This window comes from Psychrobacter sp. AOP5-GZ1-6, from assembly GCF_052376345.1.
In the GTDB taxonomy this organism is placed as follows: Bacteria; Pseudomonadota; Gammaproteobacteria; order Pseudomonadales; family Moraxellaceae; genus Psychrobacter.
The window spans coordinates 15,654-30,568 of sequence record NZ_JBQSVP010000016.1; the positions used below are offsets into that span (position 1 = coordinate 15,654).

General features: G+C 38.0%; 10 protein-coding genes. 7 read left to right on the forward strand and 3 right to left on the reverse strand.

Annotated elements, in window-relative coordinates:
• Positions 1 to 12: 12 nt before the first annotated feature.
• From ACT3RN_RS03875 to ACT3RN_RS03885, 3 genes are all read right to left on the reverse strand, one after another.
• A complete protein-coding gene (locus ACT3RN_RS03875; RefSeq protein ID WP_192519332.1) occupies positions 13 to 807 on the reverse strand; it encodes a YdcF family protein in 795 nt (264 codons plus the stop codon).
• 269 nt (positions 808 to 1,076) lie between these two features.
• Positions 1,077 to 1,619 (reverse strand): peroxiredoxin-like family protein, encoded by a 543-nt coding sequence (locus ACT3RN_RS03880; protein WP_192519333.1) that lies wholly within the window; start codon positions 1,617 to 1,619, stop codon positions 1,077 to 1,079.
• 223 nt (positions 1,620 to 1,842) lie between these two features.
• Entirely contained in the window at positions 1,843 to 2,982 is a 1,140-nt protein-coding gene (locus ACT3RN_RS03885) for a leucine-rich repeat domain-containing protein (RefSeq protein ID WP_192519334.1), read from the reverse strand.
• A 1,027-nt stretch (positions 2,983 to 4,009) separates the two neighbouring features.
• On the opposite strand from ACT3RN_RS03885, the gene ACT3RN_RS03890 reads away from it, so the two are divergent.
• The 7 genes from ACT3RN_RS03890 to ACT3RN_RS03920 all read left to right on the forward strand — a co-directional run bounded on the left by ACT3RN_RS03890 (position 4,010) and on the right by ACT3RN_RS03920 (position 14,889).
• Positions 4,010 to 4,195, forward strand: a complete 186-nt coding sequence (locus ACT3RN_RS03890) for a hypothetical protein (protein WP_192519335.1) — start codon at positions 4,010 to 4,012, stop codon at positions 4,193 to 4,195.
• Positions 4,196 to 4,235: 40 nt separating this feature from the next.
• Positions 4,236 to 6,026, forward strand: a complete 1,791-nt coding sequence (locus ACT3RN_RS03895; RefSeq protein WP_442069469.1) for an N-6 DNA methylase — start codon at positions 4,236 to 4,238, stop codon at positions 6,024 to 6,026.
• Between the two features lie 136 nt (positions 6,027 to 6,162).
• Entirely contained in the window at positions 6,163 to 7,743 is a 1,581-nt protein-coding gene (locus ACT3RN_RS03900; protein ID WP_442069467.1) for a type I restriction-modification system subunit M, read from the forward strand.
• Positions 7,740 to 8,975, forward strand: a complete 1,236-nt coding sequence (locus ACT3RN_RS03905; protein ID WP_442069465.1) for a restriction endonuclease subunit S — start codon at positions 7,740 to 7,742, stop codon at positions 8,973 to 8,975. The genes ACT3RN_RS03900 and ACT3RN_RS03905 overlap by 4 nt, the downstream gene beginning before the upstream one ends.
• A gap of 32 nt (positions 8,976 to 9,007) precedes the next feature.
• The gene (locus ACT3RN_RS03910; protein WP_442069463.1) at positions 9,008 to 12,214 is read left to right on the forward strand and encodes a type I restriction endonuclease subunit R; all 3,207 of its coding nucleotides are present in this window, start codon (positions 9,008 to 9,010) and stop codon (positions 12,212 to 12,214) included.
• A gap of 135 nt (positions 12,215 to 12,349) precedes the next feature.
• The gene (locus tag ACT3RN_RS03915; RefSeq protein ID WP_442069461.1) at positions 12,350 to 13,603 is read left to right on the forward strand and encodes a nucleoid-associated protein; all 1,254 of its coding nucleotides are present in this window, start codon (positions 12,350 to 12,352) and stop codon (positions 13,601 to 13,603) included.
• Between the two features lie 8 nt (positions 13,604 to 13,611).
• Positions 13,612 to 14,889 carry a hypothetical protein gene (locus ACT3RN_RS03920; protein ID WP_442064390.1) on the forward strand — a complete coding sequence of 426 codons (1,278 nt, stop codon included), beginning with the start codon at positions 13,612 to 13,614 and terminating at the stop codon, positions 14,887 to 14,889.
• Positions 14,890 to 14,915: the final 26 nt, after the last annotated feature.

Here is a 14,915-nt window from a genome sequence, read left to right on the forward strand (position 1 = left end):
AGACAGCTAGTATCAATACTCTCCCAATAGCCAACCACTCACAAAGGCAAAATACTCGCGGAACCATGCATTATAGCGAATAGATAAGGGCGTAGGGCTAGCGACGGTGATAGGTTGCTGATAACCTTGATGCTTAGCAATACTCGCTGCGCGAATGGTATGAAAATCACTGGTGACGATCGCGATAGGGTTAGTTATAGAGAGCCCTTTTTCCTCTAGTATTGCTTGGCTATTGGCTAAGTTTTCCTCTGTACTGGTACTTTTACCTTCTTGTGATATGCGTTCAAATTCTATGCCATGGGTCTCATATAAATATGTTGCCATGATATCCGCCTCGCTACGTGTACGCTGAAAACCAACGCCACCGCTGGTGATAACCACTGCATTGGGTTGTGACTTTATTAGTGGTACAGCCGTATCCAATCTTTTGGCGAGGGTTGGTGTGGGTTTGCCTGCGACTGTTCCTGAACCCAATACGATAATGGCTGCAACGCTAGGTGCAGGCTGCTGACTGAGTTTAATCTGCTGTTGTAAGGAGTAGATAAATATTACAAAGCTGATGAGCCAAAGTACGAATATGCCCCACAGTGCATACCATAAACGATTTAACCAAGGGTTTCGGCTAAAAAACCTGCGAATGGCCTGCCAAAATAGTCCATGAGCGACAAATACACTACCCACTAGAAAAGGCACTACCGAGCCAAAGTTAATTTTACCGACAGCCATTAACGCCACGCAATCAATAATAATCACGAGACCAATAATGGTCAAAATGGTACGAGTGGTGATGAGTAGTGTTTTGGACATAGATAAAATACGCTTGTATGTAGATGATCAATATATTGGATAATAGTTTTAAAAGTGCCAAATCTAAGATTATCATAGCCGTACATTATTATAGATGGATAGATTATGAATTTTGTCTATTACAGCTAAATTTTTTAGAACGTCATCAATTAGCGCAAAATCAATTAGCACAAAAAAAGAGCTCACCAGATTGGGAGCTCTTTTTTTGAAAGATATTTATAAACTACTAGGGCGTGTTGAACGTTCAATACGCCCTATTTAAGTAATCTCTAGCGATGCATACCACGAACAGGATAGTTGTTTTCTGGGTTTCTAATAAATGCTAAGCCACCAGCGAGGACTTCTAGGTCTGGACGGGCAAATGGGGCATTTGAGATGTCGAGAATCTGAATATTCCCTTCTGCATTGATAACAAATAGACCTGGTTCAGCGAATGGATGGTCGGTTTCTTTTGCTGAGCGTGGGTCAGAGATGTATAGACCTAGCGTGTGCATCTGTTCAATGGTCAGACCGTACGCGATAGGGAAGTTAATATCTAGCTCTTCTAGGTGTGACTCTAGTTGCTCTTTGCTATCGCCTGAAACAGCGATGATATCAACGCCTACTTTAGCAAATGATTCTTTTATGGATTCAAGCTGAGTGAGGTATTGCGTACATTTTGGGCAATGCTTACCACGATAAACGACAACCAGTTTCCAATCGTGCCCGTTTTCGGGAGTTCCTAATGGTTTGACGTCACCGTTTAGCATGGTTACGTCTATGTCTGGGAATTTTACACCGGCATGGAGTTTTTGAGTATAGTCTGTTGACATCGTTTTTATCCTTATCATTTTTGTTTAAAAAATTTACACATTGAATTTGATTGATCGTTCAAAATGATGAGTATTGATACTACAAATAAATGCTCAATAATGAAGTTGGCTTTTTGTTAGTGAGTGCAAGGTTTTATGACATGCGTTGTTTTTTATCTTTGGTTCATTCCCAAAATTAGGCTGCGCCCTAGACACAGTGACTCACAAAGTCGCGCGCCTTATTTCACAGGCCGTTATCGTCATAAATACACAAATCGCTATTGTGCTTAATACTTTCCGGAAGATTTTTAATATTATTGCCTTTAATATATAGAGTTTTTAACTGGTCTAGATACCCGATACTCTCAGGCAATACGCTCAAATCGTTATCAGAAAGATCCAGTATTTCTAAACGATTAAGCTCTCCAATGCTCGTAGGTAATTCGCTGAGCTTATTGTCGCTAAGCACCAGTTTAGTCAAGTTGCCAAGTTGCCCGATACTTTCAGGTAGCTCATTGAGGTTATTATTATCAAGATTCAGTATCTCTAAACGATGCAGTTGTCCAATACTAGTAGGTAATTCATTAAGGTTATTATCACTGAGAGTCAGCTGAGTTAGGTTATTAAGCTCCCCCAAGCTTTCGGGTAATGTACTGATTTTATTGCCACTAAGCGTCAGTGTCGCTAAGTTTCCAATCTGCCCAATATTCTTAGGTAATGCGTTTAAATTGTTATCAGCAAGAAATAAACAAGTTAAGTTATTAAGCTGCCCAATGCTGTCGGGTAAAGAGGTGAGATTGTTGTCAAAAAGAGAAAGATAAGTCAAGTCCCGAAGTTGTCCGATGCTTTCAGGTAGTTCATTAAGGGTGTTACTACCAAGCGTCAACTGCGTTAAACTTTTGAGTTGCCCAATGCTTTTCGGTAGCACGGTAATATTGTTGCCAGTGAGGCCAAGTGTTTTTAGGTTTTTCAGTTGCCCAATATCAACTGGTAACGCTTCAATACAATTACCATTGAGGCCAAGTTGAAGTAAGTTTTGCAGTTGTACAATGCTCTCAGGTAACGCGTTGAGGTTGTTATAATTTAGATCAAGCCGGTCTAAATTCTTGAGCTGTCCGATACTCTCTGGTAACTTAGTCACGTTTTGAGCTTCTAGAACGATGCTTTTTAATGCTAGCAAAGTTTTTTTATCTTGAGGTATCACGTCATCAGGAATGTCGCAACTATCCGCCCACAACCAAATTTTTCGCATCCAAACATCATCGAGTACTAACTCGCTAGCTTTACGCTCAGTTAGGATTAAGTTGAGCTTATCATAGTGATTACTGGACTCTGCAGGACTTTGAAATTCACTTAAATTTTTCTCAGTATCATTATGAGGCATAAATTTCCTAAACTTTCAAAGAGTGCATTGAGATATTGTTTCAATTAAATCATATTACTTAACCACTATACAGTCTCATGATTTACTTATGCCATTAGATATCCTGAATAAGTATATAAGCATGTTTTTTACTATATAGATGAGTCACGTTGGGCTGAGTTGGGAAAACAGCAGACATAAAAAAAACGCTAGAAGCGTTATTAATAAAGATTTACAAGGATTAGGGTGGGGTAGGACAAGATAGGAAAACTAGGCAGCTGTTATGAAGAGCTAAGATTGGCGGTGAAGGAGGAAGTCAAACTTTATATACAAGTAATTGATTTGATTGTAATTATTTTAGTATAGATACATATTAGACCATCAAATAGACCAACAGCGCTACAGTATTGAAGGCAAGGCAAATAATGGGATTTTTCTCATGATTAATTGTATCAAGATATTTCCAATTAATTATTTAATTTCAAACATATATTATCACCAAAAAACCATTTCTAGTAGATTTTTTTCTATCTCATTGCTTAATACTATTCACTACCGTCTTAAACAACCCAGTAGACCTTATAACAAAAAAAGCCGTGTAATTCTTGCTGTGCATGCAAACAATGATATTTACTTCATATACATATGAAGCGATAGAACTACCGTTATCGACTTAATCTTTCTTCAAATATAGCCTTCCAAGATATAAGCAATATGCTCTGTTACCTAGCTCAATAACTAAATAAAAAATGTAGAAATATTAAATTTGCCAATTGGATTATAAAAATATTATATCAATACTATTTACACCATTAAGTTTCTATGAGACACTACTTGCATCAAATAATGATCGCAAGGAAATTCTGATGAAAGTTTCAACGCATTTAGTATCGAGGATGGGTCAACGGGCTATAGGTAAAGCCGAACTAGATATTGTTATGGCTTTCGGAGAAGTAGACGGGGATAAGGTCATTGTGAACAAACAACGCGCAAAAGAACTACTCGTAGAATTGGAGTTTCTTCTAGCGTGTAAAAGGGAGAGAGTAAGATGAAACTAAGCTGTTATGAGAAAATAAGTTCTGGTGCAGATCTTGATGTCAAAGAGATTCAAACGGCTATTAAGACGCTAAAGAATATTTTGAAAAAAGGTGGGGTAGTCGTTGTTTCTGAAAGCGGTACATTGATTACTACCTATAACTTAGACAGCTATGATCGAAGACTTGCTTTTAAATAGCATGTCTTTCAATACTAAAAATTAAAGGTAATTTCATCTTATGCAAAAATATAAAACTAAAGAGCTGGTCATAAGCTTATATGATCTAATGCATCAGTATGGTATTAGAAAACACAATGAGGTCGCATTAAAGCTAATAACAATCTTAGTGTTATCAAAAGAAGACAAGCTTCCGAAGGGTTTAAAGCTAAGTCAAAGTTTAGCAGAGTATAAAGGCGAGTGGCTAGCGCTTGTGGAGGCTCTTAACGCAAGTGAGGATAGCCAAATACAGCGGGCTTTCTCATACGATAATGCTCTAGAGGATCTGCCATTACCATTTCTTCATAGCGCAATAAATACGTTGTTGAAGTATGAAGACATCACTCTAGAGAGCCCAGCAGTTGATTCAATCAGAACGATTATTTCAAACTTCACTTTATCGACTAGTGAAGGTTTTACAGACTTTAGCGTATATATGCTAGTAAATGCATTATTAGGTGATACAAGTGGTAAGACAACCTATCTAATGTCACCTGCTTCACTTCCTCTAGTTACTATAGTTAGCGAGGAGTCTGAAGGTGTTTATTATGAGACAATCAATCAGTCAGGAATGATAGCAGATGCTTTATCGTTGATGAGCGAAAATAGGTTTGAGATATCATATTCTAATGCATTGGATAAACCTAGTTATACAAAGTCCAAGAACGAATTAAAGACTTTCGATTATGGTGTTAGCTTCTCACCGATGGGCGCAACAGTACCAAAGCATATTTCTGATAATATCGATAGCTATGATCGATTTATCATACCGACTAAGAAGGTTGAATCAGCTAATATTTTGCATTTGCTTAAACAATGTCGTGAAACCGTTGTTGTCTCAGTGACTGAAGGATTCTTGTATTCCACTATGGAAAAAGACTTAAGAGAGCATTTAGTTACTAACGGTATGCTTAAAGCAGTTATATCCCTACCGTCAGGGATCTGGACAGGAACTGCTGTAAAAACATCATTGTTACTCATTGAGCCGAACGGTCATAACCAATCGGTAAGATTTGTAGACGTAACTGGTGAAGAGTTTATTAGAAAGACAACCAAGCGATTACTAAGCTTGAGAAATATAGATATCGCTTTGAAGAACCTAGCATCTGATGAGCAATTAGCTTGCGCAACCACAGTGTCAGCCTTGACTCTCAAAGAGCAAGAATATCGTCTAGATGCTGGGCGTTACCTGTTAGATCCAGAGGAAAAGACGGTCAATAAAATTCTTGAAGAAGCAAAGACAGTCACTCTTGATAGTATTGTCCGTTTTGAGCGTGGCTTATCTGTTAAGCCAGAGGAAGGTGACTATACTGTCTTAGAAGTGGGCGCTAGTGAACTAAACGACATTGGTGATATCTCTACACCAACCAAAGAGGCTTACATATCAGAGTCAGAGCGCACGAAGAGCCAATCAGGTTTTTTACAGCCAAATGATATCATTTTCATTCTAAAAGGTTCTGCTGGTAAGCTTGGTATTGTTCCCGAAGATGTACCAACGACAGATGATGGATGTTGGATGGTGAATCGATCAGCGATAGTGATAAGGCCAATCTCTGATAAAGTGAATCCAAAGGTTTTATATGCTTATCTAAAATCGCATATTGGGCAAACTCAAATTGCTAGCCTAGTTAAAGGGGCTACTATACCCAATATATCATTAAAAGAGCTCAAGCAGATACCTGTTATAGTACCGTCTGATGATGAGCAAGAACAGGCAATTGAGTGTGTAGATAAGAGCCGAGAGACTCAGCAAACCATCCAAAAGCTACTATTAGAACAGCAAGCACGACAAGATCAGCTTTGGAAACTCTAAAATTCAAATCATACTGTCCAAGCTAGTACGATAGAAGGTATGCTGATGTGGTTTTAACTTTCATGATCAGCTTACCTTTTATAGTGCAACATACAAGCAGTAATCATTCAAATATAGATTAGGAAAACAACCGTTCATGGATATTTCAATCAAACAGCTCGAAAGCGACCTATGGAGCGCAGCTGATAATTTGCGTGCGAATTCAACGCTTACTGCCGCTGAATATAAAGACCCTATATTAGGCTTGGTGTTTTTAAGGTTTGTACAGAACCGATATGAAGAAGCTAAGGGTAGTATCGAAGAGTCGTTACCTATTAACCCTCGTACTGGAAAAAAGCGCGAAGTAACCAAAGATGACTTTGTCGCCAAAGGATCTATTCTACTGCCTGAAAAAGCAAAGTATGACTACCTTGCAGCGTTACCTGAAAGTGAGAATATCGCTGAAGCCATCAACAACGCGATGAAGATCATCGAAGTAGAATACCCTTCTTTAGTAGGAATACTACCGAAAAACTATCAAGCATTTGATAGCAAGTTATTGCGTGACCTTGTGCGTGTGTTTAATAAAGACGCAGTAAGAAAAGCCAAAGGCGATGTATTCGGCCGCATTTATGAGTTTTTCTTGATGAAGTTCTCCATGCAAGGCGCGGGCGCACAAGAAGGTGGTGAGTTCTTCACACCGCCATCACTGGTTAATCTAATCGTTAACTTTATACAGCCAGATCATGGTGTCGTTCATGATCCAGCTTGTGGCTCTGGTGGTATGTTCGTACAAACGGCTCATTTCATTCGAGATCATAATCCAGACAAAAGCGTCAATAAAGCCATCACTGTATATGGTACAGAGCTCAAAAATAATAATACTAAGCTTGCTAAGATGAACCTTGCTGTTCATGGTATTGAAGGCGCTATTATTGAGAGTAATAGCTTTTATACCAATCCGCATAACCTCACTGGTAAATGTGACTTTGTGATGGCAAACCCACCATTTAACGTAAGTGGTATCGATGGGAAAAATAAGTTTCTCACAGAAGACGCTCGCTTGCCGTTTGGCGCACCTTTGACCAGAGGCGGTACGATAGGTAATGGTAACTACTTATGGATTCAATACTTCCACAGTTATCTAAATGAGTCAGGTCGGGCAGGCTTTGTCATGGCATCGTCAGCGACTGATGCAGGTCATGCAGAAAAGCTAATACGTCAGCAGCTGATTGAGACGGGCGATGTCGAGTGTATTGTCTCTATTGCCAATAACTTTTTTTATACCCGATCACTACCGTGTCACGTTTGGTTCTTTAATAAAGACAAGAAAGCGGAAAACAAAGACAAAATCTTGATGATCGATGCGCGTAACACTTATCGTAAAGTCAGTAGTACGATTCAAGACTTTAGTGAGGATCAGTTAGAAGGCTTAACTGCGCTAATGAACGCCTTTCGTGGTGATGATCTTGGCATTAGTAAAGACAATGAGTGGTTTGCTGAGCACTTCCCTGATGGCACGTATGCTGATGTCGAAGGGCTATGTAAAGTAGTGGATCTTGATGATTTAAAAGAGCAAGACTATAGCCTAACGCCAGGGCGCTATGTGGGCGTAAATATCGATATTGATATGGATTTTGATTACAAAGGGCGTATGACTGAGATTCGCTCAGAGCTTAGCAGTCTAAATGAAGAAGCAGCTGAGCTTATGAAAAAGATTCAAGGGGTTGAGCTGTGAAAGATGTTTGGGAAAAAGAAACAATAAACGATGTGGCATTAGTGGGTGATGGCGCTCATGCATCAATAAAAAGAGTCGATAAAGGAGTGTTATATTTAACTTCTAAAAATTTTGATTTGAATGGGTTAAAGTTATCAAAAGTTGATTATATATCTAAAGAGGATTATTTAAAGTATTTCAAAGAAGATTCTAAAGCGCTTACAAAACCTAGAAAAGGAGACATACTCTTAAGTATTATCGGTTCAATGGGAGCAGCCCACCTCGTCAATAATGACGATGATTTTGGATTATCTAGTAGTGTCTCAATATTGAGACCAAATACAAATATTATTCCAGCATTCTTACTTTATTGGATAAAAGGACAGTATTTTCAAGAGTCAATTAAAGGGATAAAAAGTGGTGTAGCCCAAAGCTTTCTTAGTTTGGCTATGATAAGAAGCTTGCCTTGTATCATTCCACCACTGCCAACCCAACAAAAAATTGCTAGCATCTTATCAGCCTACGATGACTTAATCGAAAATAATATAAGACGTATCGAGCTATTAGAGGAGCAAGCACAGCTTATTTACGAAGAATGGTTTGTGCGTATGAAGTTTCCCGATCATGAAAACACACAAGTTGACGCAGAGACAGGTTTGCCTGAGGAATGGGAAGATACGAAAATTGGCGAAGTTTTTAAAACATCATCAGGTGGAACACCAAGCAAAACAAAAGAAGTGGAGTATTATGAAAATGGAGATATTCCTTGGGTTCGAACGGGCGAATTAAAGCAGTTCATTTTAATTGAGTCAGAGCGTTATATAACAGAAGTAGGGTTAAAAGAGTCTTCAGCAAAAATGTTTCCTAAAAATACAGTTTTACTAGCGATGTACGGTAACACTATCGGAGAAACGACTTTTGCCGCTAAGTCAGTTTCAACAAACCAAGCTTGCTGTGCATTTCTTGTCGAAGATGACAAAGAGTATTTGTCTTACTTTATTCACCAATATCTACTTTACAATAAAAAATATATTCTGAACTTTAGAATGGGTGCTGCTCAAGAAAATATTAGCCAAAGCATTATTAAAAATATAGAAATTAGAATCCCTTCTACTGACATTTTATTGAAGTTTGAAGAGCTGATTAAGCCTTTATATCTATTGATTGAAAACTTAGCTAAGCAAAACAAGTATTTGAAAGAAGCTAGAGATCTCCTCTTACCACGTCTGATGATGGGTATCATTGAAGTATAAAAATAAAACAGCTATAACTTATAGGGACGGTCATGAGCTACGAGTATTCAGAAGATGGCATGGTTGAAGAAGCGGCCGAAGAAGCGTTAACCGAGCTTGGCTGGAAGGTAGTCACCGCTTGGAAAAACGAAGATTTTGGTAAGGATAGCCTACTAGGGAGAGAAGACAGGTCAGAGGTCGTTCTCACTCGTGAGTTACGCCATGCTTTGGTCACCTTAAACCCTGACTTGCCAGACACTGCTTATGAGCAAGCAATTGAAGTCATCATTCAAAAAACGGCTGATAAAACGCTAGGCAGGATCAATCAAGAAAAGTATAAGCTGCTAAAAGATGGCGTCCCTGTTAAGTTCAATAATAGCGATAATGAGCTTGAAGAGCGTCATCTAAAAGTCTTTGATTATAATGACTATACCAATAATAGCTTTTTGGCAGTCAGGCAATTAGAGGTCGTAAGTGACCTTTATAACCGTCGACCTGATATGGTAGGTTTCGTCAATGGTATTCCATTGGTATTCTTTGAGCTAAAAGCTCATCACAAAGACTTACGTCACGCTTATGATGATAACTTTACTGATTATAAAGATACCATCCCTGCCATCTTCCATTGCAATGGTTTTGTCATACTCAGTAATGGCATAGATACCAAAGTCGGTACGATAACCAGTCCTTATAAGTACTTTCTTGATTGGAAGCGTATCGAAGAAAACGAAGAAGGTATCGTTAGTTTAGATACCATGATTCGTGGTACATGCGATCCCAAGCGCTTGATGGATATTTTTGAGAATTTTTTGTTGTTCGATACCTCATATGGTGAGGTTGTCAAGATAATGGCAAAAAACCATCAATATATCGGTGTTAATAAAGTCATTGATCAAGTGGATGACATTGAAGACTTACAAGGTAAGCTTGGCGTGTTTTGGCACACCCAAGGTAGCGGTAAGTCCTATTCGATGGTTTTTCTATGCGAAAAAATCCATCGCACGATGGGTGGCTCTTATACCTTCCTGTTAGTAGTCGATAGAAGTGAGCTGGAAAGTCAGCTTTATGACACGTTTTCTGGCGTTGGCGTAGTAAACGAAAAGCATCTAATTGCAGGTAACAAATCTGGTATGACGGGGCGTGAGCACTTACGTGAGCTGTTATCAGAAAACCATCGCTATATATTTACCTTGATTCATAAGTTTTCTATAGACCCAAATAAAGAGAGCGAATATCCATTAATCACCAATCGAAAAAATGTCATCGTTATCTCAGATGAAGCTCACCGTACACAAGGCGGTATCTACGCGCGTAACATGCGTTTTTATGGTTTACCCAATGCCTCATACCTAGGCTTTACTGGCACGCCGATTATCAAAGATGAGGAAGAGCTGACCAAAAATATATTTGGTGACTACGTGTCCGTTTATGACTTTAAACGTGCGGTTGAAGATGGGGCGACGTTACCGCTACATTATCTAAATAAGGGCGAGCTACTCGAGATCGATAATCCAGAGCTCGATGAAAAGATGGCTGAAGCTTTAGAGGATGAAAATCTCACCGAAGAGCAAAGACAAAAACTCATCTATAAGTTCAGTAAAAATTATCCCATATTAACTGCACAGTCTCGACTAGAGACCATTGCTAAAGATTTGGTATGGCACTTTAATGAGCGTGGCTATCAAGGTAAAGGCATGCTAGTTGCTCTTGATAAGCCGACTGCGGTGCGTATGTATGATCTGATCAAAAGCTATTGGACTGAATATCTGGTCGAGCTGCAAAAGCGTATCGACGACGCTGAGGATCTGCAAGAAGCTCAAGAGCTGCGCCGCAAATACAAAAGAGTTGCTGAAACTGAGGTTTGTGTTGTAGTCAGTAGTGAGCAAAATGAAGTTGATAAGTTTAAAAAACTGGGACTAGACATCGCGACTCATCGTAAAAAAATGGTAGAGCGTGACCTAGAAAAAGAATTTAAAGATCCTGATAATCCGTTTCGTTTAGCGATTGTTTGTGCCATGTGGATCACAGGATTTGATGCTCAGTCTGTCTCTACCGTATACCTAGACAAGCCAATCAAAGGTCATACTTTGATGCAGACCATAGCACGGGCAAACCGTGTCTATGATGATGAAAAAGAAAATGGCTTAATTGTTGATTATGGTAATGTCTACGAGCAGCTAGAAAAAGCATATTCTGTATATGGTGAAGGTGGGAGTACTGGTGGCGGAGGCAAGGGAGAGGGCACTGGTAGCCCAATAGCAGATCTATCTGAACTAGAAGAAGAGCTCAGAGCTGCTATTGAAGAGACAACAAAGCATCTTTACTCACTAGGCTTTGATCTTGAATCTCTCAAGAATGCTAATCCAATGATGAGAATAAGCAAAATACAAGAAGCTGAAAACTGCGTGTGTTTAAACGAGAACACTCGCGCTACCTTTGAAGTTATGGCGAGAAATGTCTTTAGAAAATATAAAGCTCTTTTTCCTGAACCGCAAGCCAAGGCTCATACCAAAGACCATAACGCAATTGATGCTATTTATAAGCGCCTCAATAAAAGCGTCAAGTCTGCTGATATCACTGAAGTCATGCAAAAGCTACAAGCTTTGGTGAGTGATAGTATCAGTGTCAAACAAAGTGATCATGTAGACGGTGTCTATATTGACCTAAGTAATTTAGATTTTGATAAATTAAAAGACGCATTTGCTAAGTCTGACCAAAAAAATACGATCACCTACACCCTGCAACAAGTTATTGAGAATAAGCTGAAGCAAATGCTGAAGGAAAATCCTTCAAGAGTTGAGTTCTATGAGCGTTATAAAGAAATAATAGACGCTTACAATGCAGGTAAATCTTTAGAGAATACGGTGAAGGTTTTTGATGACCTGAACGATTTTGTTAAAGACTTATCTGCTGAAGAACAGAGAGCTATAAAAGAAAACTTAGGTGATCAGGAAGTATTGGCGATTTTTGATCTACTGACTGAAGGTAAGGAACTGAGCAAAAAAGACGTCAAAGAAGTGAAGAAAGTGGCTAAGAAAACACTAGACGTATTAAAGGCTGAAAAGTTAAATATTGAGCGCTGGCGAGAAAGTCGTGAGGTTATTGCTCAGATTAAGATAGTCATTCATGACAATCTGCTATGGCTACCTCAAGAGTCATATAGTGATGAAGATGTGGATACCAAGGCTGTAGACGTTTATCAGCATATCTTTGCTAGCTATAGAGGCGGTAACGATAGTGTTTATGAGATGAGGGCTTAGATCGAAGTTAGGTTCTATCTCACTATAAATAATGTGACTATGAAAGTTATTTTAACCTCAGTCTGCCTTATGGTTTAAGCAGGCTATGAACTGTAATTGTTTTTAATCTGTACATATTGGCTAATCGGAGTGTAAATGAGTCAACCTAAGGCTGTAGTCCAAGCAAGTATAATCCATCAAATTATAAAAGAGGCTCATCAGAATTCTGTAACGCCTCCATTGATTCGGAGAAATCTTCATGCTGACAGCGTACAAGTGTGCAAATTAATTGAATTTCTTGATAAGCAATTAGAAAAAAATGGGTTAGCCCATTCGCATATTGATGCTTTCGATAGCCCTGACACCTTAGGAGAGGTGCTATCTGACTACCTATGTATAATAGATCTGAAGCTTTTGCATTTTACGAAACCTACTAATGTAGCTTTTTATAATATATTTGCTCGGGAGCTATTAGCATCTGTGCCATCTGAACCTGATGAAGACAGATCAGTATTAAGGCAGGAATCGTTAGCACAAACAAGATATAGACGCATCACTAACCATCTTACTAAAGCCTTGCATTATAATGTATATAAAGAACCTATGACTACTGGTGATCATCTACCAATGATCTTTTATACACTAGATGGTATTGAGTATCTTGATATTGCTCTATTAAGTCTGACAGACGCAATTACTATAAACGAAGAGACAGGAGAAATCATAGATACCAATCATATTGACGCCTCTAATCTGAAAATTGCATGTCGGATCAATATCACAAAGTTTAAAGATCACAAATACAAAAATTTAGAAAGCACCTATCAAGCTGAGAACTATATACAATGGATTCAAAAAGGAACTAGCAGTAAAATTCCTGAATATATTCAAGATTTCTTACCGATAAGGGTTAGACTTGATGATACCGTAGCAACGACTAAACTAATGAAAAGTTTGATTAATTATCTTGATGAAAGCCCATTTGATGAGAAGTCGAAAAAAGAGCTTCAAAGTGAGGTGCTTACATTACTTGGCCATAAAGCCAAAAACAAAGAAAGTGTCAATATTGTTGATGAAATAGACCCAATCCTAGCTACTAAAAGTACATTATCTAACCTGACTATAGCCGTTGAAGATAGCTTTAAAACCTTTAGAGAAAATAACGGTTATGCAGCAACTGATGAAAATAATAGTAATATTTTCGCTCCTGCAACAAAACCACTTCAAAATTATGAAATGTTTTCTCTCGATTTTGGCGAAATTAGTGACGATGGAATTCTCAAAATTAGTGGTAGTCGTAGTTTACTTGGTGAAGAAGTTAAGCTAAAAGAAGGTGATAATGATGAAGCGGTTATCGAAATAAAAGTTAACTCAGAGAACCTACCAGCAGTTAGAAAGCTATTTAAATAGAGGTTCAAATGAACCAGCTACGTGAGCAAGTCTTAACTTTAGTGAAACGAAGTCAGAATGTTAAATTCTCTGGCAAGCGTGTCACTGGTTGTTTTATTTTCGAAAAACAGGAAGATATCACGCTCATTCAAGCATTTGAAGCTGGACACTTTGTCGATATTGCAAAGTTTACTACTAAAGATGATTGTTATGAGATAGATGAAAATATAAGTTATAGTTTAACTATCGTCGATACTGCCGATCAGTATGCTTCATATGAAAGCTATATCGAACATGCCCTTGAAGACGAGAGTTATGACGCTATTTCTGATGAGATAATTGTCTATGAGGATAAGTATGACTTTAGAGATAATAGCGATAATACTTTACTACCTACCTTAGAGTTAATTTTTAAATTTATTAACTGTTTGAAAGAGCAGTATTATTGTAAAGGCAAGCAAATTGTTGTTTTTGCTCAGACTCACTGTGAAATTCCAGTAATGCCTAGAGAAACTAAACGTTACTTAGATATTGCTAGACTTTATCTAAGCTCAGCAAATACTTCTAAACCTAGTAGTTCAGAATCTGGCAATCTGTGTACTATAATTGAAAAATTTACTAGCTGGTTGAACGCAGATATCAATAACGTTGATGATGAGGTCAAAAAGTCACTTCTAGTTCACGAAACTGAAAGAAATACTATTGTTGCAAGTATAGTTATTGATAGTCTAGTCAGTGTAGATAAAGAAAATAGGATTTTTTCGCTACTCCAAAACTTAGAAAGTACGTATCAGTCTGTACTTTCTAAATACGCTCTCTACCTAGATAACTTTAAATTTTCGAAATTTAATGACAAAATAACCGAGCATTCTGAGAAATTTCTTGAAAAAGCTAACGATATAATCACAAACTTACAGACTCAGATTCTAGCTATACCTGTAACCATTGCATTGATTTCAATGGCAAAATTTAGTGCAAAAATCAATAGTCTTGTAATTGGTTCAATCTTCGTATATTCCTTCATGGTGTTGTACGCGACGTTTCAACAGGGCTACAATCTATGGCATTTGAGACGTCAAATTAATAGATTTGTAGCAGATAATAAGATACCTGATGCACTGCTTAATAAATGGGAGTCCGAGATTACCCCTGTTAAAGTCAAAATAATCACACATGCTGGATATTTGCTCTTAGTATGTGCTCTCATTATTTTTGTGATTGTGAACTGCTTGGATTATTTTTATAACTGGGAGATGGTCACACCATTAGAGCAGTTACTATTAAGCACTAATCCTCCATCAAAATAAAATAATCAATAGTATTTAATTTGCTA

Excerpts from the sequence above, each read along its gene's own strand:
- ACT3RN_RS03875 (WP_192519332.1), bottom strand. The coding sequence starts at position 807 with ATGTCCAAAACACTACTCATCACCACTCGTACCATTTTGACCATTATT.
- ACT3RN_RS03880 (WP_192519333.1), bottom strand. The coding sequence starts at position 1,619 with ATGTCAACAGACTATACTCAAAAACTCCATGCCGGTGTAAAATTCCCA.
- ACT3RN_RS03885 (WP_192519334.1), bottom strand. The coding sequence starts at position 2,982 with ATGCCTCATAATGATACTGAGAAAAATTTAAGTGAATTTCAAAGTCCT.
- ACT3RN_RS03890 (WP_192519335.1), top strand. The coding sequence starts at position 4,010 with ATGAAACTAAGCTGTTATGAGAAAATAAGTTCTGGTGCAGATCTTGAT.
- ACT3RN_RS03895 (WP_442069469.1), top strand. The coding sequence starts at position 4,236 with ATGCAAAAATATAAAACTAAAGAGCTGGTCATAAGCTTATATGATCTA.
- ACT3RN_RS03900 (WP_442069467.1), top strand. The coding sequence starts at position 6,163 with ATGGATATTTCAATCAAACAGCTCGAAAGCGACCTATGGAGCGCAGCT.
- ACT3RN_RS03910 (WP_442069463.1), top strand. The coding sequence starts at position 9,008 with ATGAGCTACGAGTATTCAGAAGATGGCATGGTTGAAGAAGCGGCCGAA.
- ACT3RN_RS03915 (WP_442069461.1), top strand. The coding sequence starts at position 12,350 with ATGAGTCAACCTAAGGCTGTAGTCCAAGCAAGTATAATCCATCAAATT.
- ACT3RN_RS03920 (WP_442064390.1), top strand. The coding sequence starts at position 13,612 with ATGAACCAGCTACGTGAGCAAGTCTTAACTTTAGTGAAACGAAGTCAG.